Annotated in this window: 23 protein-coding genes; 12 read left to right on the top strand and 11 right to left on the bottom strand. The window is 66.4% G+C overall.

Annotated elements, in window-relative coordinates; all coding sequences use genetic code 11:
• Positions 1 to 187: 187 nt before the first annotated feature.
• Complete coding sequence (locus HFK18_RS06385) at positions 188 to 2,293, bottom strand: phosphoglycerol transferase I (protein WP_180165180.1); 2,106 nt, start codon at positions 2,291 to 2,293, stop codon at positions 188 to 190.
• Between the two features lie 271 nt (positions 2,294 to 2,564).
• Positions 2,565 to 4,208: an AarF/UbiB family protein gene (locus tag HFK18_RS06390; protein ID WP_230112444.1), complete on the bottom strand. Its 1,644-nt coding sequence runs from the start codon at positions 4,206 to 4,208 to the stop codon at positions 2,565 to 2,567.
• 233 nt (positions 4,209 to 4,441) lie between these two features.
• Here HFK18_RS06390 and HFK18_RS06395 point away from each other — a divergent pair, with 233 nt between their 5' ends.
• Positions 4,442 to 5,368, top strand: coding sequence for a DUF808 domain-containing protein (locus tag HFK18_RS06395; RefSeq protein ID WP_100553846.1), 927 nt, complete (start codon positions 4,442 to 4,444; stop codon positions 5,366 to 5,368).
• Positions 5,369 to 5,541: 173 nt separating this feature from the next.
• Here the strand turns inward: HFK18_RS06395 and HFK18_RS06400 are convergent, their stop codons facing one another.
• Positions 5,542 to 7,080, bottom strand: a complete 1,539-nt coding sequence (locus tag HFK18_RS06400; RefSeq protein ID WP_180165190.1) for a GGDEF domain-containing protein — start codon at positions 7,078 to 7,080, stop codon at positions 5,542 to 5,544.
• A gap of 106 nt (positions 7,081 to 7,186) precedes the next feature.
• On the opposite strand from HFK18_RS06400, the gene HFK18_RS06405 reads away from it, so the two are divergent.
• The 3 genes from HFK18_RS06405 to HFK18_RS06415 all read left to right on the top strand — a co-directional run bounded on the left by HFK18_RS06405 (position 7,187) and on the right by HFK18_RS06415 (position 9,394).
• Positions 7,187 to 7,822 carry an NAD-dependent dehydratase gene (locus tag HFK18_RS06405; protein WP_180165192.1) on the top strand — a complete coding sequence of 212 codons (636 nt, stop codon included), beginning with the start codon at positions 7,187 to 7,189 and terminating at the stop codon, positions 7,820 to 7,822.
• Positions 7,822 to 8,529 carry a YafY family protein gene (locus tag HFK18_RS06410; protein ID WP_180165194.1) on the top strand — a complete coding sequence of 236 codons (708 nt, stop codon included), beginning with the start codon at positions 7,822 to 7,824 and terminating at the stop codon, positions 8,527 to 8,529. Before HFK18_RS06405 ends, HFK18_RS06410 begins: the two co-directional genes overlap by 1 nt.
• 499 nt (positions 8,530 to 9,028) lie before the next feature.
• Positions 9,029 to 9,394, top strand: coding sequence for a VOC family protein (locus HFK18_RS06415; RefSeq protein WP_257216098.1), 366 nt, complete (start codon positions 9,029 to 9,031; stop codon positions 9,392 to 9,394).
• A gap of 122 nt (positions 9,395 to 9,516) precedes the next feature.
• On the opposite strand, the gene HFK18_RS06420 is transcribed toward HFK18_RS06415, so the two are convergent.
• The 4 genes from HFK18_RS06420 to pdhA are packed head-to-tail and all read right to left on the bottom strand — an operon-like array spanning position 9,517 to position 13,405.
• The gene (locus HFK18_RS06420) at positions 9,517 to 10,911 is read right to left on the bottom strand and encodes a dihydrolipoamide acetyltransferase family protein (protein ID WP_180165196.1); all 1,395 of its coding nucleotides are present in this window, start codon (positions 10,909 to 10,911) and stop codon (positions 9,517 to 9,519) included.
• Positions 10,908 to 11,261, bottom strand: a complete 354-nt coding sequence (locus HFK18_RS06425) for an SH3 domain-containing protein (protein ID WP_025874583.1) — start codon at positions 11,259 to 11,261, stop codon at positions 10,908 to 10,910. Before HFK18_RS06425 ends, HFK18_RS06420 begins: the two co-directional genes overlap by 4 nt.
• 1 nt (position 11,262) lies before the next feature.
• Positions 11,263 to 12,330 (bottom strand): alpha-ketoacid dehydrogenase subunit beta, encoded by a 1,068-nt coding sequence (locus tag HFK18_RS06430; RefSeq protein WP_089237416.1) that lies wholly within the window; start codon positions 12,328 to 12,330, stop codon positions 11,263 to 11,265.
• Positions 12,323 to 13,405, bottom strand: coding sequence for a pyruvate dehydrogenase (acetyl-transferring) E1 component subunit alpha (gene pdhA, locus HFK18_RS06435; protein ID WP_089237414.1), 1,083 nt, complete (start codon positions 13,403 to 13,405; stop codon positions 12,323 to 12,325). The genes HFK18_RS06430 and pdhA overlap by 8 nt, the downstream gene beginning before the upstream one ends.
• Positions 13,406 to 13,730: 325 nt before the next feature.
• On the opposite strand from pdhA, the gene HFK18_RS06440 reads away from it, so the two are divergent.
• The 4 genes from HFK18_RS06440 (at position 13,731) to HFK18_RS06455 (ending at position 18,214) form a co-directional block, all read left to right on the top strand.
• The gene (locus HFK18_RS06440; RefSeq protein ID WP_180165198.1) at positions 13,731 to 14,606 is read left to right on the top strand and encodes a tryptophan 2,3-dioxygenase family protein; all 876 of its coding nucleotides are present in this window, start codon (positions 13,731 to 13,733) and stop codon (positions 14,604 to 14,606) included.
• A gap of 179 nt (positions 14,607 to 14,785) precedes the next feature.
• A complete protein-coding gene (locus HFK18_RS06445) occupies positions 14,786 to 16,285 on the top strand; it encodes an oligopeptide:H+ symporter (protein WP_100553839.1) in 1,500 nt (499 codons plus the stop codon).
• A gap of 16 nt (positions 16,286 to 16,301) precedes the next feature.
• Positions 16,302 to 16,904 carry a thioredoxin family protein gene (locus HFK18_RS06450; protein WP_180165200.1) on the top strand — a complete coding sequence of 201 codons (603 nt, stop codon included), beginning with the start codon at positions 16,302 to 16,304 and terminating at the stop codon, positions 16,902 to 16,904.
• 170 nt (positions 16,905 to 17,074) lie between these two features.
• A complete protein-coding gene (locus HFK18_RS06455) occupies positions 17,075 to 18,214 on the top strand; it encodes a hypothetical protein (protein WP_180165202.1) in 1,140 nt (379 codons plus the stop codon).
• 41 nt (positions 18,215 to 18,255) lie between these two features.
• Here the strand turns inward: HFK18_RS06455 and HFK18_RS06460 are convergent, their stop codons facing one another.
• From HFK18_RS06460 to HFK18_RS06470, 3 genes are all read right to left on the bottom strand, one after another.
• Positions 18,256 to 19,317 carry a PDDEXK nuclease domain-containing protein gene (locus HFK18_RS06460; RefSeq protein WP_180165204.1) on the bottom strand — a complete coding sequence of 354 codons (1,062 nt, stop codon included), beginning with the start codon at positions 19,315 to 19,317 and terminating at the stop codon, positions 18,256 to 18,258.
• Between the two features lie 19 nt (positions 19,318 to 19,336).
• Complete coding sequence (locus HFK18_RS06465; RefSeq protein ID WP_100462157.1) at positions 19,337 to 19,564, bottom strand: hypothetical protein; 228 nt, start codon at positions 19,562 to 19,564, stop codon at positions 19,337 to 19,339.
• 539 nt (positions 19,565 to 20,103) lie between these two features.
• Positions 20,104 to 20,598, bottom strand: a complete 495-nt coding sequence (locus HFK18_RS06470) for a MarR family winged helix-turn-helix transcriptional regulator (protein WP_050815698.1) — start codon at positions 20,596 to 20,598, stop codon at positions 20,104 to 20,106.
• Positions 20,599 to 20,727: 129 nt separating this feature from the next.
• Here HFK18_RS06470 and hppD point away from each other — a divergent pair, with 129 nt between their 5' ends.
• Together hppD and hmgA are read left to right on the top strand one after the other, a co-directional pair.
• The gene (hppD, locus tag HFK18_RS06475) at positions 20,728 to 21,840 is read left to right on the top strand and encodes a 4-hydroxyphenylpyruvate dioxygenase (protein ID WP_170919610.1); all 1,113 of its coding nucleotides are present in this window, start codon (positions 20,728 to 20,730) and stop codon (positions 21,838 to 21,840) included.
• 103 nt (positions 21,841 to 21,943) lie between these two features.
• A complete protein-coding gene (hmgA, locus tag HFK18_RS06480) occupies positions 21,944 to 23,242 on the top strand; it encodes a homogentisate 1,2-dioxygenase (protein ID WP_180165206.1) in 1,299 nt (432 codons plus the stop codon).
• A gap of 115 nt (positions 23,243 to 23,357) precedes the next feature.
• Here the strand turns inward: hmgA and HFK18_RS06485 are convergent, their stop codons facing one another.
• Complete coding sequence (locus tag HFK18_RS06485) at positions 23,358 to 23,894, bottom strand: hypothetical protein (protein ID WP_180165208.1); 537 nt, start codon at positions 23,892 to 23,894, stop codon at positions 23,358 to 23,360.
• Between the two features lie 124 nt (positions 23,895 to 24,018).
• Here HFK18_RS06485 and HFK18_RS06490 point away from each other — a divergent pair, with 124 nt between their 5' ends.
• On the top strand, positions 24,019 to 24,663 hold the full coding sequence (locus HFK18_RS06490) for a hypothetical protein (protein ID WP_180165210.1): 645 nt from the start codon (positions 24,019 to 24,021) through the stop codon (positions 24,661 to 24,663).
• Between the two features lie 73 nt (positions 24,664 to 24,736).
• Entirely contained in the window at positions 24,737 to 25,693 is a 957-nt protein-coding gene (locus HFK18_RS06495; protein ID WP_180165212.1) for a sodium:calcium antiporter, read from the top strand.
• Positions 25,694 to 25,698 lie beyond the last annotated feature (5 nt).

A 25,698-nucleotide genomic window follows, 5' to 3' on the forward strand; every position in this document is an offset into this window, starting at 1 on the left:
GGGGTGGGTCCGGTTGCGGGGGCGTGAGCGCCATGGATGGCGCGACCGAGCTTACATGGATGTACTTGCAGCGTCCCCCGCAACCGGACCCACCCCGCCATCCCACAGGAAACCCGCTTTTGCTTCGGCTGTTGCCGTTGCTTCGGCTCCGGCAGGTGCAGGGCGCAGCCCTGCCGAAAGAACCCCTTTACCCCCGCGGTCGCCCGCGTGAGGGCACCAGTGCGAACGTATCCACTGCCAGCTTCTCGGCGTGGTTCAACCACGCGCGGATTTCCAGATCGTCCACTTCGTGGTCGAGGCCGAACGACACGTTGATCTTGCCGTCTGCATCGGGCTGCACCCACTGCTGGGCCAGCACCACCTTGCGCTGCGAAGACACCGCTTCGATCCAGAAACCGCGATCCGGGCGCGTGCTCGCCACCAGCTGCAGCATGTACTGGCCGGCGCGGGTACGGCGGCCCTTCTGCGTGATCATGTGTGCCTGGCGCACGCTGGGGCGGGGGCCCTGGAACGCATCCAGCGGCGCATCCACGTCGATGCCGTTGCGCAGCTGGCCATCGCGGTACAGCTTGATGCCGTTGTCGCGGTTCACCAGCAGCGCGCACCAGTCGCCGTCGGCTGAGCCATCCTCGAACGCGGTGCAGCGATCGACGTAGGCGAGTGTGTTGTCCGGGTCAGCATCGTCGAACTGGCGCGAGGTGTTTTCCAGGTACACCGATTTCAGGTCCCAGTCCTTGTCGTACTCCAGCAGCACCGGCGGCTGCACGTGCTGCAGGCCGACAACGACCTGGTCGTCACCGTCGATCTTCAGCTGCCGCGTCGGTTCACCCAGCCACAGCGAGCGGGCGAAGGCTAGGTATTGCGGATAGTCGCGGCCGCCATCGCGGCGCGCGGCGGCGCTGGCACTCGGTGTGCGCTTGTCGTCCAGCAGCGAACGGCCGAAGCCCATCGTCTGCAGGTTCGGATCGAGCAGGCTGAGCAGGGTGGCACCCGAGTCCAGCGTCGAGCCGTCTTCGGCGGCCAGCTGGCGCGGGGCCACGCCGTCACCCAGGAACAGCAGCAGGTTCTCGCGCTTCTGCCTGGTCAGGATATGGCTGAGGTCATTGGGCATGGCCAGGTGATCGGATGCGATCACGATCAGCGTGTCCTTGCCATACGGGCTGGCCTGGATGCGCTCGACCAGCTGCGAGATCAGGCGGTCGGTGCACTTGAGTGCGTTGAGCATGCCGATGTTGCCGTACTGGCTCTGGTAGCGCTCGCCCTTGCAGGCCACCGGCAGATGCCCGGCCGGGTGATGCGTGTCCATGGTCAGCGTGGTCAGCATGAACGGTGCGTCCTGCCGCGACAGCTGCTCGAAGCGCTGGTAGGCAGTGTCCAGCAGCACGTCGTCATGCACGCCCCACGCCGAATAGTGGATGCGGCCGATCTTCTTCTGCTGCTTGAACCAGGCCAGGTCATGTACTTCATCGAAGCCATGGCTGGCCAGGAACTGGCCCTTGCCGGCGAACTGGCCGTTGGCACCGCCCAGGTAATGGTTGGTGTAGCCCTGCTGCTTGAGGTAATCGCCCAGGCACACCGCCTTGGGCAGGAAGCTGCCCATGCGGTCCATGCTGTTCTCATCACCCTGCGAGGTGGTCAGCGGCACGCCGCACATCGACGACACCAGGCCGGCGATGGTCCAGCCACCGCCTTCGGCCGAGGCCAACCCGCGCACATCCAGCGACTTGGCCGCCAACCGGTTGAGATTGGGCATCAGGCCGGGAAACACCGCCTCGTCCAGATAGGTGCGCTCCAAGCTCTCGCCGTAGATCCAGACGATGTTGCGCGGGCGTTGCAGGGCCTGCGTGGGGATCTGGTATTCGGGAGCGATACGGGCGAAATCCACCGGGCGCAGCTGCTGGTACAGGCGTTGGCCATCGCGCGCCAGCGGGCTGATCATGATCGTGGCCATCCACAGCGCGGCGAAACCGGCAAACCACGCACCACCGGCCGTGGGGCGGCGCCAACGCTTCACCCGCGTCGCGAACAGCGGCAGCAGCGACACAGCAGCCAGCACGATGAAGCCGGCGATATAGCCCTTGAAGTCGGCGACACCGGCGCCTTCCATGTCCGCACCCAGGTGGTACAGGGTGGCGGCGTTGAGTCCGTCACCGGACAGCTTGTCGATCAGCCACCAGGCGCTGAGCGCCAGCAGCAACAGCGAGAACAAGCCGGCTTTCCACCACACCCACTTTGCGGACGCGAGGAACAACCAGGACAACAACAACAGCGACAGCAGCAGAATCCAGAGCATGGGCAGCTTCGGCAGTGACGGGGTGGCGATGGACGTCGTACCGACGCGTGTCCATCCGACCGGCGCTGCTGCAAGCACATCTGCATGACAGGCCGATGACCCGATAGTGCATGCACGAACCTGACTGAAATGTTTGTTGAAATCGCGCGTGCGATATCACGCCGCGAACGTAAATCGAGCGTGAAAACTCACGCTCGATTGCATTAAAAACCGCATGAATGCGCTGTTTTCGTAGATTCACCACACGCGTGGATACGACAATGCATCAACGCTATCGATGTCCACGTTCCTCGCGCGAACGCGCACGCCGATCGAACAGCAATGCGCTGGTCACGATGCCCAGCCCAAGCACCACGCCGATCAACAGCAGCACCAAGGCGATGGCGGGATAGCCGAGCACATGCCAGCCGGTATCGATCTTCATCATCATCGCCGCCGCCATGATCAACGCTGCGCTGATGATGCCGGCCGCAACACGGTTGGCGATCTTCTGCAGGTTCTCCATCAGCCGCGACTCTTCCAGCCCGGTCACCTTCATCTGCAGGCGGTTCTCGGCCAGCAGCGCCATGATGTCCGAGAGCTTGCGCGGTCCGTCGCGCAGCAGTTGCTGCACCTCCATGGCTTCGCTGGCCAGGTTGGCGGCCGACAGGGATTTCTTCAGGCGCGCGCGCATCACGTGCTGCAACTGGCGCTCGACGATGCGCCGCGTATCCAGGTCCGGTGCCAGCAGACGGCATACGGTTTCAAGATTGAGCAGCGCCTTGCCGAGCAGGCTCAGCTCCGGCGGCGTACGCAATCCGGACGAGGTGGCGATGCGCACCATGTCCAGCACCACACGTCCTTCGGAGAAATTCGCGCTGGCCGCATAGCGTGCGATCAGCTGGCCGGTCTCGCGCAGGTAACGCTCTTCATCGAACGCCTCCAGCCGGGTGCTGATGCTGATCAGGTCGTCGGCCACTTCCTCGCCACGGCCATCGACGGCGGCGAACAGGATCTTCAGCAGCCGCTCGCGCAGGCGCGGCGGCATGTGCGCGACCATGCCCAGATCGAAGATCGCCAGGCGCCCATCGGGCAGTACCCGCAGATTGCCCGGGTGCGGATCGGCATGGATCTCGCCGTGCACGAAGATCTGGTCCAGATAGCCGCGGATCAGCGCCGCCGCCAGCGGGTCCATCGCCTGTTCGGTACGGCGCACATCGGGAATGGCATCCACGCGTACGCCGCTGGCCAGTTCCATGGTCAGCACGCGATGACTGCAGTAGTCCCACAGCGGCTGCGGAATCCACAGGCGCCGGAACGGCTTCAGATGACGGCCGAAGCGCGACAGGTTCTCGGCCTCGGCGTGGTAGTCCAGCTCCTGCATCAGGGTCTTGGAGAACTCGTTGAGCCAGTCGCGCAGGCGCACGCGGCGACCGATCTGGGTCAGATGGTCGGCGGCCAGGGCGAAGCTGCGCAGCACTTCCAGATCCGAACGCAGCTGCGCGGCCACTTCCGGCTTCTGCACTTTCACCGCGACCTCGCGGCCGTCATGCAGCACCGCGCGATGCACCTGGGCGATCGACGCGCAGCCCAGCGGTTGTGGGTCGAATGCGGCGAACAGCTTGTTCACCGGCGCGCCCAGTTCCTGTTCGACGATGGCATGAATGCGTTCCACCGGGATCTCGGCGACCTTCTCCTGCATCCGCTCCAGCGCGGTGGCGAACTCCACCGGTACCATGTCCGGGCGGGTGGACAGCATCTGCCCGAGCTTGACGAAGGTTGGCCCCAGCGCTTCCAGGTCACTGACGAACTGCTCGGGATTGCCGTCGGGGGGCACATCGGTGTGACTGCCGGCAGCGTCAAGGTTCATGCCGGAGAACACGCCGGAATGGCGGTAGCGCATCAACAGGCGCAGGATCTGGCTGCGCCGGTTCATGCCCCGGATCAGCGGGGGATTGCCTGTGGCGGCGGGCGGCTTGCTCAAACAGAACTCCTCGAAAGCGACGCCCCGGCGGCCGTGTTCTGGCGGCCGGGTAGCGCCGGGCCATGCCCGGCGGGATCGGAATACGCTGCCAGTGTCCCTGCGCGCCGGTAGGCGCGCGGTGAACCCGCTACCGCAGGCGGCGCAGGATCGGTCAGAATCCGCTCATTCCCTTTACTGGATCCCCCATGGCCGGTGCCAGCCTGTTTGCCCTGCTCGACGATATCGCCTCCCTGCTCGACGACGTCTCGGTGCTGACCAAGGTCGCCGCCAAGAAGACCGCCGGCGTGCTGGGCGACGACCTGGCGCTGAACGCGCAGCAGGTGACCGGCGTCAATGCCAACCGCGAACTGCCGGTGGTGTGGGCGGTGGCCAAGGGCTCGCTGGTGAACAAGGTGATCCTGGTGCCGGCTGCGCTGGCGATCAGCGCATTGGAAGCCTGGTTGCACAGCCGTGGCTGGAACGTACCGCTGATCGTGCCGCTGATGATGATCGGCGGTGCCTTCCTGTGCTTCGAGGGCGTGGAGAAGCTGGCGCACCGTTTCCTGCATTCCGCCGACGAGGACGCCGAACACCAGGCTGAGCGGCGCAAGGCGCTGGCCGATGCGCAGGTGGACATGGTCGCGTGGGAGAAGGACAAGGTGAAGGGCGCGATCCGCACCGACTTCATCCTCTCGGCCGAAATCATCGTGCTGTCGCTGGGTGTGGTCGCCACGGCGTCGTTCATCAACCAGGTCAGCACCCTGGTGGTGATTGCGCTGGCGATGACCGTGTTCGTCTATGGGCTGGTCGCCGGCATCGTCAAGCTGGACGACCTGGGCCTGTACCTGTCGCGCAAGGGCGCGGCGCTGGCGGCGGTCGGCCGTGGTCTGCTGGTGTCGGCACCATGGCTGATGAAGTTCCTGTCGGTGGCCGGTACCGCGGCGATGTTCCTGGTCGGCGGCGGCATCCTGGTGCACAACGTACCGGCGCTGCACCACGCGGTGCAGGCGCTGGGCGGTGAAGGCCAGTGGGGCTGGCTGGTCAACGCGATGGGCAACATGGTGGTCGGCATCATTGCCGGTGCGATCGTGCTGGCGGTGGTGACCGGCGTGCAGAAGCTGCGCGGCAAATAGCGCCAGCTCCTTGCCCGGTAGGGGCCGACCTTGGTCGGCGGGTTGTTTGCCGCGCGTGCCAACCAAGGTTGGCACCTACCAAGCGGTTTCCGGTGCCTTGTCCGGTAGAGGCCGACCTAGGTCGGCGGTTTGTTTGCCGCGCGTGCCAACCAAGGTTGGCACCTGCTCGCGAACTACCCGGCGTGCACCCGGTTCTTGCCTTCGCGCTTGGCCACATACAGGGCGTCATCGGCGCGTCGCAGCAACGTATCGGCATCGTCGCCCGGCTGCCATTGCGAAAGCCCGGCACTGAAATGCACCGGTACCCGCCGGTCCTGCACGGTCAGCACGCGATGCGCCAGTGAACGCTGCAGCCGCTGCACCGTGGCCATGCTGTCCGCGCCGGGGGTTTCCGGCAGTACCAGCACGAACTCGTCGCCACCCAGCCGGGCGATGCCATCGGTGGCACGCAGCAGCAGGCGGCACACCGACACCAGGTGCTGCAGCAGCGCGTCGCCGCCGGCGTGGCCGTGTTCGTCGTTGGTCTGGTGGAAATCATCCAGATCGATCACCGCCAGCCCCAACGGCGAGTTGTTGCGGGCGGCGCGGGCCAGTTCGCGTTGCAGCAGTTCGTCCAGACCACGCCGGTTCAGGGCCTGGGTCAGCGGATCGATACGCGCCAGATCGCCGGCCGCGCGCAGATCCTGTTCCAGCTGGTTGATGCGCTGCTCGGCGCGTTCCACCTCCTGCCGTGCGCTGGCCAGGTGATCACGTGCCTGCGCCGCCTGCTGCTGCACCTTGCCGGTGTCCTGCATCACTTCCTGCAGCAGGTGGTTGAGGTCGGCGATGCTGCGCGCCTCGCGCAGCTGCAGCGCGTAGCTGCCGATGCGGTCGTGGTATTCACCAGTACTGGCAGCCATGCCGTCCATGCGCTCGATGAACTCACCCATCAGGCTACGCATGGCTGCTTTCGAATCATCGATTCCCTGCCGCAGCAGGCCCTGCTTGTAGATCACTTCGCGCAGCTCGGCGCGGGTGCGCTCGACCGATTCGGCTTCCAGCGGCCCGGCCAGCAACTGGCGCACGGCTGCGATCTGGCCCTGCAGCCAGCTGCGGTCATCCAGCAGCTCGCTGACGTTCTCCAGCAGCAGTGCGAACAACTCAAGCAACAACGCCTGCTGTTCCTGCCAGCTCTCGGCGCGCACGCCGATCTGGTGACCCAACTCGCGCGCACCTTGTTCGATCGGCTCCAGTGCCGCGCCCGGTTGCCACTGGCGCAGGCGTACGGCCAGTGCCTGGGCCTGCTCGCGCAGGTCGGGATCGTGCTGCAGCAGCGCCACCACCGCGCCGCCCAGCAGCAACCGCAACTGCTCGGACAGGCGCAGGCTGTCGGGCTGGCCATCGGGCGAATGCTGGTCGATGGTGCGGATGTACTTGTCGATCAGCTGCCGCATCGCCCGGCCATAGCGCGGCCAATCGGCACTGGCCTGCGCCGACTGCAGGCGATCGCCCATGTCGCCCAGCTCGCCGGGCAGGGTGGCCATGCCATTGGCGAAGGCGGCCAGCAGCGGCTCGGGTGCATCGGCTCCGGCGAACAGCTGCTGCAATGCCACGCCGCTGCCGCCCTGCAGCACTACCCGATCGCCGCGCCCGTCATCGACCACCGCGCGCACGCGCGCAGGCGGCCCGATGGCGGTACCGGGGGCAGGGCGGGGGTCGGGCTGGTCCGTCATGGAACGAATCCTGGGGTGGCAGGGAGGCTGGTCACAGCATATCGGCGCAACTGGCGGTGGCTTGAACCGATAGGATGGGCGACAGGATGCCGCAGTGGAGGTGGGTATGCGTGTGATGTTGCTGGGGGCGACGGGGCTGGTGGGCGGGCTGGCCCTGCCGATGCTGCTGGACGACCCGCGCTGCCGCGCTGTGGTGGCCCCGACCCGGCGGCCGCTGGACCTGCGCGACCCGAAACTGCACGCCCCGGTGCTGGACTTCGATCAGCTGCCGGATGCGCCGGGCTGGGCACCGGTGGATGCAGTGGTCTGCGCGCTGGGCAGCACGATGGCCCTGGCGGGAAGCCGCGAGGCCTTCTACCGGATCGACCACGACTACCCGCTCGCCTTCGCCCGCCTGGCCAGGACCCAGGGCGCGCGTGCCTTCGTACTGAATTCGGCGGCGGGGGCCAATCCGGGTTCGGCCATCTTCTACAGCCGGGTAAAAGGCGAGCTGGAGCGCGACCTGCGCGCGCTGGGCTTCGCTTCGCTGACCCTGGTCCGGCCGGGCCTGATCGGCGGCCACCGCCCACAGGCGCGCCGCGGCGAACAGTTCGCCCTGCAGGTGCTTGGTGCGTTGCGGCCGGTGCTGCCGCGAGCGTGGCGTATCAACCCGGCCACGCGTATTGCGCGGGCGCTGGTGAACGCGGCACTGGCGCCGGCACCGGGCGAGCACGTGGTGGCTTCGAAAGACCTGGTGGACTGATGTCGCGCGCGCTGCGTCTGACCCAGCTGCTGCAGGTGCTGCGCCGCCACCGCCGGCCGGTGGCCGGGCAGGCGCTGGCCGAAGAGCTGGGCATCAGCCTGCGCACGCTGTACCGCGATATCGAAACGCTGCGCGAACAGGGCGCCGACCTGCGCGGGGAAGCCGGTGTTGGCTACCAGCTGGAACCGGGCGACGTGCTGCCGCCGCTGACCTTGCCACCGGCGGAAATCGACGCGCTGGTGCTGGGCCTGCGCTGGGTAGCGGCACGCACCGAGCCGGCGCTGGCCGAGGCCGCGCGTGATGCGTTGGCACGCATCGCCCACGTGCTGCCAGCGGCACGCCGCGAAGCACTGCGTGACAGCGGCCTGCGGGTGGGTCCTTCGCGTACAGCGGCCAAGGTGCCCCCGGCGCGCCTGCAGACCGTGCGCGAAGCGGTGGGTACGCAGCAGCGGCTGCAGTTCGCCTATGAGGATGCACAGGGACGGCGTACCGAGCGCGTGGTCTGGCCGTTCGCACTGGGCTACTTCGATGAAGTGCCGATGTTGGCGGCGTGGTGTGAGGGTCGCGAGGACTTCCGCCATTTCCGCCTGGATCGCATCCGCCATGTGCGCGCACTGCCGGATCACTATCTTGTGCCGCGTGCCACCTTGCTGCGGCGCTGGCAGAAGGCGCAGGGCATTGCCCCGGATTGGCTGGACCGTTCGTGACGGACTAGCTTTGGTAGAGGTCGAGCTTGCTCGACCGCCTTTGATCTTTGCTCTCCGCTCTCGGTAGATGTCGAGCTTGCCCGACGCTTTTGCTCTTTGCTCTTGGTAGATGTCGAGCTTGCTCGACTGCTCTTGCTCTTCGCGGAGAGCAGTCGAGCAAGCTCGACATCTACCAGAGCCAAGGCAACAGCAGTCGAGCAAGCTCGACATCTACCAGAGCCAGGGCAACAGCAGTCGAGCAAGCTCGACATCTACCAAAGCCAGGGCAACAGCAGTCGAGCAAGCTCGACATCTACCAGAGCCAGGGCAACAGCAGTCGAGCAAGCTCGACATCTACCAGAGCCAGGGCAACAGCAGTCGAGCAAGCTCGACATCTACCAGGGCCAGGGCAACAGCCGTCGAGCAAGTTCGAGGCTGCTGACAGGAACTGTCAGCAGGGCAGGGCCACCATGGATGCTCCCAACAACGGAGGTTCCCCAGGTTCAAGCCCAGCACCCTGCTGCAGTACGTGCGCGACGTCGCCGCCAGCGCCACGTTCTATAGCGGCATCCTCGGCAAGCAGCCGGTCGAGCAGTCGCCCGGCTTCGCCCTGTTCCTGCTCGGCGATGGCGCCGCGCTGGGCCTGTGGCAACGCGATGACGTGCAGCCGCCTGTCACCGCCGAGGCGGGTGCAGCCGAGCTGGCGATGGTGGTCGCCAATCCTGATGAAGTACGGCAGCTGCACGATGCCTGGCGCGCACTCGGTGTGCAGATTGCGCAGGCGCCGGTGACGCTGGAGTTCGGCCACACCTTCGTCGGCGTCGATCCCGATGGCCACCGCCTGCGTGTCTACAGCCGCGCCGAGGGCATGGTCGCGCGCGATTGATCAGCGCGAAGTAGATCCACGCCATGCGTGGATGAAGACGCACAAAAAACGCCGGGCAATGCCCGGCGTTTTTCCAGTTCATGTGCCAACCAACGGTTGGCACCCACCGATCAGGTGGTCGATCAGCTGGCCAGCGCCAGATCGTCCATCATCGCGCGCAGGAAGCGGGCCGCTTCACCGCCCGTAGCAGCACGGTGGTCGAACGTCACCGACAGCGGGATCACCTTGTGCGCTTCCACGCCGCCCATCACTGGGGTCATCTGGTGGCGGGCACGGCCGGCACCGACGATGGCCACGCACGGCGGCACCACGACCGGGGTCGCGTAGCGGCCGGCGAACATGCCGAAGTTGGACAGCGAGATGGTGTAGCCGCTCAGTTCCGACGCCGCGATCGAACGCGCTTCCACCTGCTCGCGCAGACGGTTCACGCCTTCGCGGATGCCACGGGCATCCAGCATGTCGGCATTGCGCAGCGCCGGCACGAACAGGCCGTCGTCGGTATCAACGGCGATGCCGATGTCCACCTGCGCATGCAGGGTGCGGGTCAGCGCTTCACCGTCGAACCAGGCGTTCATCGCCGGCACCTTCTGCGCGGCGACCACGATCGAGCGCACCAGGCGCGCGGTGACGTCGTTGCCCGGCAGCCAGGCGTGGATGTCGGCGTCGTCGTTCAGCGTGGTCGGCACGACCTTGCTGTGCGCATCGGCCATGACGCGGGCCATGTTGCGGCGCACGCCCTTCAGCGGTTCCGGCTGGCCCTTGGCGACCACGCCCGGCGGCTGGGTGCGCATCGGCTTGCCAGCGGCAGACAGCGGGGTGCGTGCGTCGGACTGTACCGGCGCGGCCACCTGCGCCGGAGCGGGTGCGGCAGCAGCCGGTGCAGCAACCGCTACCGGTGCGGCGCCGATCTTCGCGCTGCCATCGGCAGCGGCCTGCTTGACGTCGGCCATGGTCACCGCGCCATCGGTGCCGGTGGCACGCACGCGGCTCAGGTCCACGCCCAGCTTGCGCGCGGTGGCACGCACGGCCGGTACGGCCTTGACGCCGCCAACGGCCAGCGCCTGTTCGGCATGCACCGCGTTGGAGCTCTGCATCGCGCCGACCACGGTGCCGGCGTCATCACGCTCGGCGGCCGCCGGCTTGGCTTCTTCAGCAGCTACCGGGGCGGCTGCGGTCGGCAGCGGCGGCGGCGTCGGTGCGGCCGGAGCCGCCGGAGCGGCATGACCGTGGCTGTGGCCGGTGTCCTGGCCGTCAGCGCGCTGCGGCAGGTTCGGGTCCAGCGCGAAGCTGGCCAGCACCGCGCCGGTCGGGATGATGTCGCCGGCAGCGCCGGACAGCTTCAGCACCGTGCCGGAGAACGGCGAGGGCACTTCGACGACGGCCTTGGCGGTCTCCATCGAGACCAGCGGCTCATCCAGCTTGATCACATCGCCTTCCTTGACGAACCACTCGACGATGGTCGCGTCCGGCAGGCCTTCGCCCAGGTCGGGCAGGTTGAAGTTCTTGGTCTGGCTCATTTGCAGTTCTCTTCCAGCAGTTCCAGTTCGCGGGCAGGCAACCAGCCCGTCGCGCCATTGGCGCGCTCGGACCACCACCACCCGCCGTGTTCGTGATGAAGCTTGACCATCTCGCCGTTCTCCACATCCAGCTCGCGGGCGTCATAGTCGCGCAGGGCTTCTGCGCGACCATCGTCCAACAGCTGCAACCACGCTACCGGTGCCCATCCGGCGCGCCCATCACTGGTGCGCACCCAGGCAAACGCCGGCCATTCCTCGTCACGTACGCCTACTTCGACGATCTGGCCGGTGCGGAACCGGAGCGGGTTGGGATACTGGCTGCGGTAAGCCCCGAGAAGGCGGGCCCGCATGTCAGCCTGCCGCCACCGCGCGCTTGGCCGCCGCCACGATCCGCTCCACGCTCGGCAGATACTTCATCTCCAGGCGGAACAGCGGAATGTGGGTGTCGTAGCCGGTAACGCGCTCGACCGGAGCCAGCAGGTCGTACAGCGATTCCTCGGCCAGGCGTGCGGCGATTTCCGCGCCGAAGCCCGCGGTCTTCGGAGCTTCCTGCACGATCACGCAGCGGCCGGTCTTGGCCACCGACTCGGCGATGGTGGCGAAGTCCAGCGGACGCAGCGTGGCCACGTCGATGACTTCGGCACTGATGCCTTCGCCGGCCAGCTTGTCGGCCGCTTCCAGCGCTTCCTTCACCTGTGCGCCCCAGGTCACCAAGGTCACGTCGGTGCCATCGCGCAGCACGAAGCACACGTCCAGCGGCAAGGCTTCGCCGTCGTTGACGACCACTTCCTTGTACTGGCGATAGATGCGCTTGGGCTCCATGTAGATCACCGGATCCGGTTCGCGGATCGCGGCCAGCAGCAGGCCATAGGCGCGCTGCGGCGAGGACGGCAGCACCACGCGCAGGCCCGGCACGTTGGTGAAGATCGCTTCGTTGGCTTCGCTGTGGTGTTCCGGCGCACGGATGCCACCACCCCACGGCACGCGCAGCACCATCGGGCAGTGCAGGCGGCCACGGGTGCGGTAACGCAGGCGCGCAGCGTGGCAGATGATGTGGTCGACCATCGGGTACATGAAGCCATCGAACTGGGCTTCGGCCACCGGCTTCATGCCCTGTGCGGCCAGGCCGATGGTGAGGCCGGCGATGGTGGTTTCATCCAGCGGGGTGTCGAGGATGCGGTCGGCGCCGAAGCGCTGCTGCAGGCCGGCGGTGGCGCGGAACACGCCGCCGTTGACGCCCACGTCTTCGCCCAGCACCAGCACCGACTTGTCGTGCTCCAGCTCCCAGGCCAGTGCCTGGGTGATGGCTTCGATGAGGGTGATCGGGGTGTCGGTCATGTTCTGTTCTCCGCGCGCGACGGCAGCGCTGTCGGCGGCGTTGGTGTGCGCGCTGGACGCGCCGTTCTTGATCTCATCCATGGCGCTGCTCCAGGGCGATCGCCTGGGCGCGCTGGGCCAGCAGGTCCTGCGGCGGGTCGGCATAGAGGAAATCGAACATCGCCTCGACCGGCTGTACCGGCGTGTTGAGGTACAGGTTCACTTCCTCGTCCACGCGCTTGCCGCACTCGGCGGTCCAGGCCGCTTCTTCTTCCTCGCTCCACACACCGGCGTTGGTCAGGTACTTGCGCAGGCGCAGCATCGGCTCGCGCTGCCAGGCATCCTTCACTTCGGCGTCGTCGCGGTAGCGGCGCGCGTCATCGGCAGTGGTGTGGTCGGACAGGCGATAGGTCATCAGTTCCAGCACGGTGCCGCCGTCGCCGGCCAGCGCACGTTCGCGCGCCTGCAGCATGGCGGCCATCACCGCGATCAGATCGTTGCCGTCCACCTGCAGGCAGTGCAGGCCGCCGGCCAGGCCCTTCTGTGCCAGCGTCTCGGCACCGGTCTGGGCCGAACGCGGGACCGAGATGGCCCAGCCGTTGTTGACGATGCACAGGATCAGCGGCAGCTTGTAGGCGCCGGCCGAATTCAGCGCAGCGTAGAAGTCGGTCTTGGAGCTGCCGCCGTCGCCGCACACGGCCACCGCGATCTGCTGTTCCTTGTTGAGCTTGAACTTCAGCGCAGCGCCTGCGGCGTGCAGGCACTGGGTGGAAATCGGCACGCAGAACGGGAAGTCCTTGGCCGCATTGCCGCCGTAGTCGTTGCCGCGCTCGTCGCCGCCCCAGTACATCAGCACGTCGTGCGGGCGCACGCCACGCATGAACATCGCGCCGTACTCGCGGTAGGACGGTGCGAACACGTCGTCCTTCTGCATCGAGGCGCCGATGCCCACATGCGCGGCTTCGTGGCCGAGGCAGGCGGCGTAGGTGCCCAGCTTGCCGGTGCGCTGCAGCGCGATCGACTTGCCGTCGAACACGCGCACGAACAGCATCTGCTTGAACATCGGCAGCAACGCGCGCGGGTCGCGCAGGGCTTCGGGCAGATCATCGCGGACGAGCGTGCCGTCCGTGTCCAGATACTGCAGGTATTCGATCTTGAACTCAGCGGCAACCGTCATTGCGTACTGCACCTTCGACAGAGAAGTTACAAATGATATGAATCGCCATGTTAAGGAATGCGTACGAAAAAGCTCTCCTGCGGCGCAGCACGGCCTGCCGGCCTTTGTACCCCCTTCCAGGTGCATGATGCCAATAACTTCAACGTATTCAGCCATTGCTGCAAAGCATCACAACGTGCCCTGGGCTGAGCGCCAGTAGAACGGCGCAAACGGTTCCACGCGCAACGGCCGTTCCACAGCCGCGCCGCACGCCCCGGTACGGTCATCGCGGCTGCCAGCGCGGCGGCAACGCGCTACCCTTGCCGCCCCCGATCTGGTCCCGCCCATGTCCGTCGACAACAACCAACGCGATCTCGAAGCCGGTATCCACACCGATCTGCAGGGGCGGCTGACCTACGGCGGCTACCTGCGGCTGGACCAGCTGCTCAGCGCGCAGCAGCCGCTGTCCAATCCGCCGCATCACGACGAGATGCTCTTCATCATCCAGCACCAGACCTCCGAGCTGTGGCTGAAGCTGCTGGGCCACGAGCTGGGTGCGGCGATCGCCTTCCTGCAGCGCGACGAGGTCTGGCAGTGCCGCAAGGTGCTGGCGCGCAGCAAGCAGGTGCTGCGCCAGCTGACCGAGCAATGGTCGGTGCTGGAAACGCTGACCCCGTCCGAGTACATGGGCTTCCGCGACGTGCTGGGCCCGTCCTCGGGCTTCCAGTCGCTGCAGTACCGCTACATCGAGTTCCTGCTGGGCAACAAGAACGCGCAGATGCTGCAGGTGTTCGAGCACGACACGGCCGGGCAGGCGCAGCTGCGCACCGTGCTGGAGGCGCCGAGCCTGTACGAGGAGTTCCTGAAGTACCTGGCCCGCTTCGGCCACGCCGTGCCGGCGGTGTACGAGGCGCACGACTGGACCCAGCCGCATGTGGCCGATGATGCACTGCAGCCGGTCTTCGAACGCATCTACCAGGACACTGACCGCTACTGGCGCGAGTACGCGCTGTGCGAGGACCTGGTGGACCTGGAAACGGCCTTCCAGCTGTGGCGGTTCCGCCACATGCGCACGGTGATGCGGGTGATCGGCTTCAAGCGCGGCACCGGCGGCTCCTCCGGCGTGGGCTTCCTGGCCAAGGCGCTGGAGCTGACCTTCTTCCCTGAATTGTTCCAGGTGCGCACCACGCTGCAGGTCGCGCCCCCACCGGATCTGGCCTGATCCCCATTCAGCTTGGCCGCTTACGGCTGGCTGGATCGTTTCAGATGCAAGTTCAGCGAGCAGGCAGCGACCTGCCTCAAACGGCGTGTATTTGACGTGAACGCCAGAAGTCGGTGATCCTCGCGCGTTGCTTCACCGCACATCGGACGTGCCTCCATCCACCGAACCAGGAATTCCGCATGAGCGTAAACGCCACTGCGAACACCCCAGAGCCGGCGCTGCCGGACTTCAACACCACGATGGGCCACCCGCGCCCGTTGTGGATGCTGTTCATGACCGAGTTCTGGGAGCGCTTTGCGTTCTACGGCATCCGCTGGGCGTTGGTGCTGTACATCGTTGCCCAGTTCTACAACGGCAACGCCGCCGGTGAAGGCGACGCCAGCCGCATCTACGGCGCCTACCTGGCGCTGGTGTATGCCGCCGCGATCTTCGGCGGCTACGTGGCCGACCGGGTACTGGGTTACCAGCGCTCGATCCTGACCGGCGCGATCATCATGGCCGTCGGCCTGTTCATGATCTCGCTGCCGCAGGAGCACATCTTCAAGCTTGGACTGGCCACGATCATCGTCGGCAACGGTCTGTTCAAGCCCAACATCTCGACCATGGTCGGCAAGCTGTACGGCCTGAAGGACGAACGCCGCGACTCGGGCTTCACCATCTTTTACATGGGCATCAACATCGGCGCGATGATCGCCCCGGTGCTGACCGAGTACCTGGCCCGCAAGGTCTTCGGTACCTCGGAAATGCCCTCCTACAAGGTCGTGTTCATTGCCTCCGGCGTGGGCATGCTGATCTCGCTGGTGTGGTTCTACATCGGTCGTGCCGGCCTGAAGGGCATCGGTGCACCGCCGGCTGGTGCTGAGGGTTTCGGCCGCATCATCATGGTGCTGGTCGGTTCGCTGTTCGCCATTCCGGTGGCTTACTTCCTGCTCGCCACCGGCGCCACCGCGCTGGCCTGGATCCTCGGCGTGATGTTTGCCGCCCTGGCCGTGCTGCTGCTGGTGGAAGGCATCCGCGAGGGCAAGGTGCAGCGCGACCGCGTGATCGCCATGCTGATCATCTTCGCCTTCAACGTCATGTTCTGGATGTTCTTCGAACAGGCCGGCAGCTCCTTCACCTTCCTGGCCGAGAACATCGTCAACCGCCAGCTGGGTGAGTGGACCTTCCCGACCGCGTGGTTCCAGTCGGTCAACTCGGTGGCGATCATCACCCTGGCGCCGATCATCGCCTGGATCTGGGTGGCCCTGGGCCGCGCCAATCCGTCCATCCCGCGCAAGTTCGGCCTCGGCCTGCTGTTCAACGGCGCGGCCTTCGCACTGCTGATGTTCGCCCTGTCGACCATGGTCGTGGACGGCAAGATCCCGTTCTGGACCCTGTTCATGGTCTATGTCATCCAGTCGGTCGGTGAGCTGTGCCTGTCGCCGATCGGCCTGTCGATGGTGACCAAGCTGGCCCCGGTACGCCTGGTCGGCTTCGGCATGGGTGGCTGGTTCCTGTCCACCGGCATCGGCAACAACCTGTCGGGCATCTTCGCCGGCGCGGTCAGTGGTGAAGGCGGCATGACGGTCGAATCGGCACTGAAGGGGTATACCTTCGGGTTCTGGGCCTTGATCGGTTCGGGTGTGGTCCTGTTCCTGGTCGCGCCGCTGATCAACAAGCTGATGCACGGCGTGAAGTAATGAGAGGGTAGTGGGCATGCGTACAACGTTCGGTGGTGCAGTGGTGGCAGTGGTGTGTGCGGCGCTGATCGGCGCCTGTTCGCAGCCTCAACCTCCCGCGGCCCCCGAACCCACGCAGCCCCTCGATACCCGCCCCACCGAGCCACCGGTCGCTGACCCCAGCGAACCGGTGGCCTCGGGCAACACTCCGGCGGCGGCTGATATCGCCGCCATCGCCGGGCTTGGCGCGCAGTTCGACCCGGCCCGCGACCCCGTTGCCGACCTGGAAACGGCCAAGGTCGAAGCCCAGCGCGGCAACAAGCGGATCATCCTGGAAGTGGGCAACGCCGCCTGCGAGCCCTGCCATGCGCTGGATGAAGCCGTGGAAGGCAATGGCGATCTGCGCCGCTTCCGTGATGCCCACTACGTGTGGGTCAAGGTCAACGACAGTGCCGAGAATCCGAACGCGGCCTTCCTGGGCCAGTTCCCGCCGCTGCAAGGCGAGCACCCGCACCTGCTGGTGATCGATGCCGACGGCACGCTGCTGGCGCCACAGCCCAGCGAAGCGATGCACAAGGGCAAGACCGTGCAGACCGCACGCGTGATGGCGTTCCTCAAGCAGTGGGCGCCTGACCGGTAGCACCGGGCCTGCCCGGCAGCCTCTCCGCTGCCCGGCCATCCACGCATGGCGTGGATCTACTGCGCGCGCCGTCACACTCTCCGACTCCACATCTCAACTTCAGCGTGCGCACGCCGTTACCGGCAAGGACTTCAGTCGACGACCCGTCGATGCAACCTAACGGAACGCCCATGCACAGCGATCACGCCGAACGTCTGCACGAACCTGCCACTGAACTGGCCGAAGGCGGAGCAGGCGATGGCGTGAGCCTGCCACCGCAGGAAGCCCTGCTGGATGACACCGGCACCGGCGCAGCAACGCTTGAACTCGCACCGCCGCGGCATCGGTTGCCGCAGATCGCCTTGCCCGACAACGTGGTGCTGAAGGGCGCGGTGCAGAAGCTGGTGGAACAGAAGGCGCGGCTGGATCGACTGGCCGCCGAAGGGCAATTGGCCGGTCTGCTGCCACCGGAATGGCACGGCAACGGCGTGCGCGCGATCGACCTGTCCAGTTTCGTGCAGGGCGTGCTGCCGTTCCTGCAGCCCGCCGAGCGAGGTGAGACCGCACCGGCCCGCCTGCCGGTGCGCCACGTGCTGGGCGATGACAGCCGCTGGGGCCTGGTCGATGTACCCGAACCGAAGTCACTGGCCTGGTACCTGGCCAGCGATGACCGCGCCAACGCGGGCAGCAAGGATGTTGCCGAGGCCTATCTGGTCGGCGCGCTGGGCCTGGCCTGGATGCAGGAAGGGCGCAGCCGCCCCGGCTTCCTGCGTGCGATGGACCAGGACAGCCTGGCGGCGCGGGTGACCATGCTGGGCTACCCGCCACCGGGCGAGCTGGCGCTGTACAGCGTGACCGCGCACGGCCAGCCGCAGATCTGGTGCGTGCATGGCCGGCGCAGGTTGCGCCCGTTGGTTGCGCCGTGGCTGAGCGTGCCACTGCTGACCGCCTATGGCGTGCCTGCTCCGGTGGCGTGGCCGGGCAGCTTCCCGCCCGTTGAAGCCGTGGCCGAAGCGATTGCCGCCGCGCGTCCGGGCAAGCTGCTGCCGGAAGTGGATCTGGGCAGAGTGGTCGCCAAGATCGCCGAAGACGCCTCGTCCGAGGCATGGCAGCCGGTCAGCCTGCTGCAGCTGAACACCTGGTCGCCGCGCTGGCCGTTCTTCCTTGGGACGTTTGTTGGCCTGCCATCGCTGCTGCTGGTCACCGCTGCGCTGGCACTGCCGGGGGCGGTTGAAGCGGCCACGGTTGCCGCCTCGCTGGGCTTTGCCGGGGGTGCCATCGGCGCGCTGGCGGTGCCGTGGATCCATGCGCGGCGCAAGCATCTGAGCTGAGTGCGTGGGCCATCCGCGCGTGATGTGGATCTGTTGACCCCCTAACGGTCGATCTCTGCAGCAGTGAACTCCATGCGCTGCCGTGCACGCTCCGTGGCGGCCTGCAGCCGTTGCTTGAGGACTTCCCGGGAGGGAAGGGATGTCAGGTACTCCGCCACATGGATGCCTGAGCGGTCCAGTTCCAGCAACTCGATCTGGCCTGCCTTCTTGCCTGTGCAAAGGATGATGCCCAGCGGCGCCTCCTCACCTTCCTCTCGCTCATACCGATCCAGCCAACGCAGATAGAGCTCCATCTGGCCCTTGTACGCAGGCTTGAAGTCACCGATCTTCAATTCGACGGCCACCAGCCTGCGCAGGCGGCGGTTATAGAACAACAGGTCGAGATGGAAGTCATCGTCGTCGATCTGGATGCGTTTCTGGCGGGCGACGAAACTGAAGCCTGCCCCGAGTTCAAGCAGGAATCCCTGCATCTCACGCAGGATGGCGCCTTCCAGCTCCTGCTCGTCCCAGCATTCCTTCAGCCCGAGAAAATCCAGTACGTACGGGTCGCGCAGGACCAGGCCCGGGGAGAGCTGCTGGTTCCTGCGCAACGCCGACAGCTCATTGGCAATGGTCTGCTCGGGTTGGCTGGAAAGTGCCGTACGTTCGTACAGCATCGAGTCGATGCGCTGGCGCAACATGCGGACGCTCCAGCCTTCCGTGCTGGCCATCTGGGCGTAGAAGTCGCGCTTGAGCGGATCAGACAGCGGGATCAGCGCGATGAAATGGGTCCAGCTCAATTGTCGTAGCAGTGATACGACAATCTGCTCGTCGGCAAATGCGATGGAGAACTGCACCATCCTGCGCAGGCTCTTTTCACCGAACGAACCGCCGAACTCGGCAGACAGTATCCTGGCGATGCGCTTGAACAGGACCTCTCCATAGCGTGCCCGGCGTCCACCCATCTGATCGACATGGATGCGACGTCCTATGCGCCAGTACAGCAGCGTCAGTTCGGCATTGACGGTCCTCACCATCCCGGCGCGGGCCGTGGATATCAGTGCCCGGATATCAGCCAGCAGATCGTGGGTATGCGGCAGGGTGAGGGGCGGTGTGTCATCCATGAGGTGCCTTCCAGCAGGGTCAGGGTTCAGCAATCACCCGCAGCGCACTGGCATAGCCCTTGGCGAGACTGGTCAGGTCGAGCAGCCGGTTCAACGACAGCAGCAGGCCCGGCTGGCAGGCCTTCAGGCGCTGATGTTCGAACCACGCCTGGGTGACCGTTTCCAACGTGGCCAACGCCTCATCGATGCGTTGCAGGTCGGCTTCGCGGTCGATGGGCTCGGTGGTGGGGTGATTGGGGCGTGTCATGGCGAAGCTCCGGGGAGAGGCCGCCGGAAAGGCGGCAGGCGATGCGTGGTTGAAAGACCGTGATCCGAAGGAAGAACGGCGGCCATGCGGCCCCACGCACCGCCCGCCAAAGCAGGGCAGCGCGAGTCGCCGCCGCCCGCGAAGGACGGCGACGGGTGCGGCGTGGTTTCCTTCGAATCATCGGGCTTTCAACCCCGGCAGCGGTGTTCCGCTGCGCGCCTACCCTCGGGCCGATGGGACCGGCCGTCCAATAGGCAATGCCATTCGATGCGCGAATTTCGATACAACCGCTCTGTCGGCCAGGACTCTACCGGCCCGATGCCGAAACATCAGGTGGTAAACGCGACAAGTCGAGTCGAACCCGGCCGAAAGACCGTTCGTCGGCGGGCCATGAACACCGCGCGTTGCACGTCATCAATGGAGCGCGCCGGATCCCTCACAGCGCAGCCCGCGACATCATCCATGCTTGGCGTGGGTCCATGTGTCGACCAAGGTCGACACCTACCAAGAGCGGCGGGGTGGGCGCCGCCCCGAAGGGGTCAGACCCCTTCGCCCATCCGCTCCAGGCCATCCCCGGCCAGGCGCAGGATCAGCTTCTCCAGCACCTGCTCCTCTTCTTCGCTCAGCACCGACATCAGCTTGCGGGTGATCTCGATCACCATCGGTGCGATCGTCTCGTACACCTCGAACCCCGCCGCCGACAGCGCCAGCACCGAACGACGCCGGTCATCGCCATGCGTCTCACGCTTGATGAAACCGCGCTCCAGCAGCCGGGCCACCGCGCGGCTGACCGCCACCTTGTCCATCGCCGTGCGGTCGGAGACCTCGCTGGCCGACGAGCCGGGGTACAGCGCCAGGATGGTGATTACCCGCCACTCCGGGATGGCCAGGCCATAACGGTCGCCGTACAGCTTGGCGATGTTGCCGCTGACCCGGTTGGACAGCACGCTCAGCCGGTACGGCAGGAACTGTTCCAGGTCGAGCAGGACGTGGGAGGCACGCAGGCGGGTGGAAGCGGGATCGGCGGGGCTCATGTTGCGGTGCACCTTGCTGGTGGTTTCAAGTGTAACTATAAGTGTTGGGTCCGTACCCTGCATTCTCGCCGGGTCCAACCCCGCCCGCACCTGGTTTGTGCCGATGCGGCACCGATTCGGAGCCACGCCATGAATACCGCAGTCCCGTCCGCCTCGCATCCCAACCCCGGCATGCAGGTCACCACCTTCGAAAATCCGATGGGCATCGACGGCTTCGAGTTCGTCGAATTCGCCGCACCGGCCGGCCGTGGTGCCGAGCTGCACGAGTACTTCCGCAAGATGGGCTTCAGCGCGGTGCTCAAGCACAAGCAGCGTCCGATTACCGTCTATCGCCAGGGCGACGTCAACTTCCTGGTCAATGAAGACCCCGATTCGTTCGCTGCCGACTTCGCCGAGAAGCACGGCCCATGCGCCTGCGGCTTCGCCATCCGCTTCAAGAAGCCGGGTGCGGAGGTCTACCAGACCGCGCTGGGCAATGGCGCTGAAGCCATCGCTTTCAAGCCGGAGAGCAAGGCGGTCAACGCCCCGGTCATCAAGGGCATCGGCGACTGCATGCTGTACCTGGTGGATCGCTACGGCGATGCCGGCAGCATCTTCGATGGCGACTACGAGCTGATCGCCGGCGCCGAGCTGCGCCCGAAGGGCTTCGGCCTCACCTTCATCGACCATCTGACCCACAACCTGTACTTCGGCAACATGCAGCAGTGGTCGGACTACTACGAGCGCCTGTTCAACTTCCGCGAGATCCGTTACTTCGACATCAAGGGCCTGAAGACCGGTCTGGTGTCCAAGGCGATGACCGCGCCGGACGGCATCGTGCGCATTCCGTTGAACGAGTCGTCCGATCCGAAGAGCCAGATCAATGAGTACCTGGACGCGTACAAGGGCGAGGGCATCCAGCACATCGCCTGCTTCACCGAGAACATCTACGAGACCGTTGAAGCAATGCGCGCGCAGGGCGTGGATTTCCTCGACACGCCGGAGACCTACTTCGACGTGATCGACCAGCGCGTGCCGAACCACGGTGAGGACGTCGCCCGCCTGGCGAAGAACAAGATCCTGATCGACGCCGACCCGGAAACCCATCAGCGCAAGCTGCTGCAGATCTTCACCCAGAACTGCATCGGCCCGATCTTCTTCGAGATCATCCAGCGCAAGGGCAACGAAGGCTTCGGCGAAGGCAACTTCACCGCGCTGTTCGAGAGCATCGAGCGCGACCAGATCCGTCGCGGCGTGCTGTAAGGTCTTCGGTAGCGCCGGGCCAGTCCCGGCGCCTGCCCATCTGTAGAGCCGAGCCATGCTCGGCTGCTTTCCGTTCCGGTCCCGCCGTACCCAGGAGCCCCCCATGTCCAGCGCCATCACCGCCCGCGGCTACCAGTCCGGTTTCGGCAACGAGTTCGCCAGCGAGGCCGTGCCCGGTGCACTGCCCGTCGGCCAGAATTCGCCGCAGAAGGTGGCCCATGGCCTGTACGCCGAGCAGCTGACCGGCACCGCCTTCACCGCACCGCGCGGCAGCAACCGCCGCAGCTGGCTGTACCGGATCCGCCCGGCGGTGACCCATGGCGAGTTCACTCCGTTCGCGCAATCGCAGTTGCAGGGCGATTTCGGTGCGCAGCCCGCTTCGCCGAACCAGCTGCGCTGGAGCCCGCTGCCGCTGCCGGAGCTGCCGACCGATTTCGTCGAAGGCCTGTACACGATGGGCGGCAACGGTTCGCCTGATGCGCATGCCGGTGTTGGTATCCATCTGTACGCCGCCAACCGTGACATGGTTGGCCGCTACTTCTACGACGCCGACGGCGAGCTGCTGATCGTGCCGCAGCTGGGCAGCCTGCGGCTGCTGACCGAGCTGGGCGTGATCGAAATCGAACCGCAGCAGATCGCGGTGATTCCACGTGGTGTGCGCTTCCGTGTCGAGCTGCCTGATGGTCCGAGCCGTGGCTACATCTGCGAGAACTACGGCGCGCTGCTGAAGCTGCCCGACCTGGGCCCGATCGGCTCCAACGGCCTGGCCAATCCGCGCGACTTCGAAACCCCGCATGCAGCGTTCGAAGACATCGACGGTGATTTCGAGCTGATCGCCAAGTTCGACGGCCGCCTGTGGCGTGCGCCGATCGATCATTCGCCGCTGGACGTGGTCGCCTGGCACGGCAACTACGCACCGTACCGCTACGACCTGCGCCGCTTCAACACCATCGGCTCGATCAGCCACGACCACCCGGATCCGTCGATCTTCCTGGTGCTGCACTCGCCCAGCGATACCGCGGGCACCAGCAACATGGATTTCGCGATCTTCCCGCCGCGCTGGCTGGTGGCGCAGAACACGTTCCGCCCGCCGTGGTTCCACCGCAACATCGCCAGCGAGTTCATGGGCCTGGTGCATGGTGCCTACGACGCCAAGGCCGAAGGCTTCGTTCCGGGCGGTGCGTCGTTGCACAACTGCATGAGTGGCCACGGTCCGGATGCGCCGACCTTCGACAAGGCCTCCAGTGCCGATCTGTCCAAGCCGGACGTGATCAAGGACACCATGGCCTTCATGTTCGAGACCCGTGGGGTGATCCGCCCGACCGCGCAGGCGCTGGCCGCGGGCCACCGCCAGGGCGATTACCAGCAGTGCTGGAACGGCCTGCGCAACAATTTCCGTTGATCGTCCGCATCCACGCATGGCGTGGATCTACCGGTGGCGCGATATCGCGCGGCGTGGACCCATCGGGGTTCGTGATGCAGTAGATGCACGCCATGCGTGGATGCTGTTCGCCGGATCAGGCGATGGCCGCGAACGCGCCGCAATGCTCCACCGGCAATGCCTCCATCAGCCGCTGCCGCACGCGCTGGCAGTAGCCTTCCGAGGTCAGCGCCGGCAGCACCTGCAGCGCCGATTGCATCACCCGCAGGACCTCGCCTTCCGCGCGCGCCTGCTGCAGGTCGCGGAACAACGCCGCTGCGTTGGGATGCCGCTGCATCTCCAGGATTCCCAGCACATAGATGCGCGCGGCGACCAGCGAGCGGCGTCGTTCGACTGGCGCGGCGGACGCTGCGGCGGCTGAGGGCGCCAGAGTGGCAGCAGCCACACTCGGCGCAGGTTGCGTGGAAACGGCGGCGTCCGCGCCGGTCACCAGATATCCGGCCTGGATCAGCTGGATCACCATCGCTGCCGCGTCCTGCCCCAGCAGTGCGGTCAGCTCGGCGATGCTGCGCTGGCCATCGCACAGGATCAGCAGCCGTCGCTGGCGCATGTCCAGCGGCGCGCGGTGGGCCTGCAGCGCGGTTCGGGCGAGGTCGGTCTTGCGCGGTTGCATGGGGAGGACAGCCAAGTCGGTGCTTGCCCAGCCTGAATGAGGGCGATGAAACCGCGATGACAATGCAGCGCGTGCACGCGCGCTGGGGTAGCGTGCACCCACCCTGTGCCAAGGATCCGCACCGATGAAGCACCTCCCGATTGCCGGCCTGCTCTTGTTGTCGCTGGCCGCCTGCAACCGTAGTCCCGAAACTGCCGCGGCGGACGCACCTGCCGCCGCCACCACACCGGCGAAGGATGCCTCCGTCCCCGCCGACGCCGATCTGGCCACCGCTTCGCCGGTGGACCCGCGCCGCGACAGCCCGGCACGCCTGGATGGCTTCGGCGGTGCCACGCTGGGCGCCGGCATCGCCGAGGTCCGCAGTGGTTTCGGCACGCCGTTGCAGGGCCTGGGTACCGATGCCGCCGGCAAGCCGCTGCCTGCCGACGATGCCAATGAAGGCTGCTACTTCCTGCGCCCGCAGGACGCCGAAGACCCGCGCCTGATGTTCGAGGCGCGCAAGCTGGTCCGCTACGACGTACGCAGCCCGTCCATCGTCGCCCCCGGTGGCGGCCGCGTCGGCATGACTCTCGGCGAGCTGCAGGTGCTCTATCCCGAGCGCGCCGACGTTGGCCCGGACAAGTACGACGACAAGGCCCAGCACCTGCGCGTGCGCCCGGCGCAGGAGGGCGCGGCGATCATCGATTTCGCCCTCGGCGCTGACGGCAAGGTCGGCGCCTGGCGGGTCGGCAGGACCCCGCAGGTGGACTACGCCGAAGGCTGCGGCTGATCCACCCTTCTCGGCTCACCCGCAGCGGGTGGGCCGAGCGTAGAATCGCGCCACGACCGCTGGGGAGTGCTCGATGATCGCCATTGCCATTGCCTGGTTCCTGCTCGGCCTGCTGTTGCTGGCCCTGGGCGGGGACTCCATCGTCAAAGCCGTTTCCGGCCTGGCGCAGCGCTTCGGTGCCAGCGCATTCACCGCCGGCCTGCTGTTGCTGGGCATCACTACTTCGCTGCCGGAGCTGGCGGTCAACGCCCGCGCACTGGTGATGGGCCAGCCGGAGCTGGCCTTGGGCAACGCCGTCGGCAGCAGCGTGGTCAACCTTGGCCTGACCCTGGCAATGGCTGCCATTGCCGCGCCGCTGTTGTTGCGTGCTCGCCTGCAGACGGTGCTGTGGTGGGCGTTGCTGGCCGCGGGCCTGCTGCTGATCGTGTTCGGGCTCGATGGCCGCCTGCTGCGCTGGGAGGCTGGCGTGCTGGTGGCCGGGTTCGTGGTGGTGCAGTTCCTGCTGCTGCGACGCGGGCGCCATGAGAGCGCCGAGGTACAGGCGATCATCGCCGAGTCGGCACTGAGCCGCACCAGCTTGCCCTTGAATGTGCTGCGCGTGCTGATTGCCGCATTGGCGCTGTATTGGGGCGCGCGCCTGGTGGTCGGTGCTGCCGCTGATTTCGGTGCTGCGCTGGGCTGGACGCCGCTGCTGGTCGGTCTGTTGCCGGTGGCGATCGGCACCGCCTTGCCGGAGGTGGCAGCCGCCGTCGCGGCAGCGCGCCGTGGTCACGGCGACATGGTGCTGGGCCACGTGCTCGGTTCCAGCGTGGTCAACCTGATGCTGGTGATCGGTGCGATGGGGCTGATGCAGCCGCTGGCGCTGCCTGCTTCGTTCGTACGCCTGGAACTGCCGGCGCTGCTGGCGTTCGCCCTGGTGCTGTACCCGATGCTGCGCGGCGACCTGCGCATCAGCCGCATCGAAGGTGCGGTGCTGCTGGGGGCGTTCGTGGCTTGGTTGGGATTGGAAATCGCATTGACCGCCGCCTGATCGAA

The sequence above is a fragment of the Stenotrophomonas sp. SbOxS2 genome (assembly GCF_013416715.1).
GTDB lineage: Bacteria > Pseudomonadota > Gammaproteobacteria > Xanthomonadales > Xanthomonadaceae > Stenotrophomonas > Stenotrophomonas lactitubi.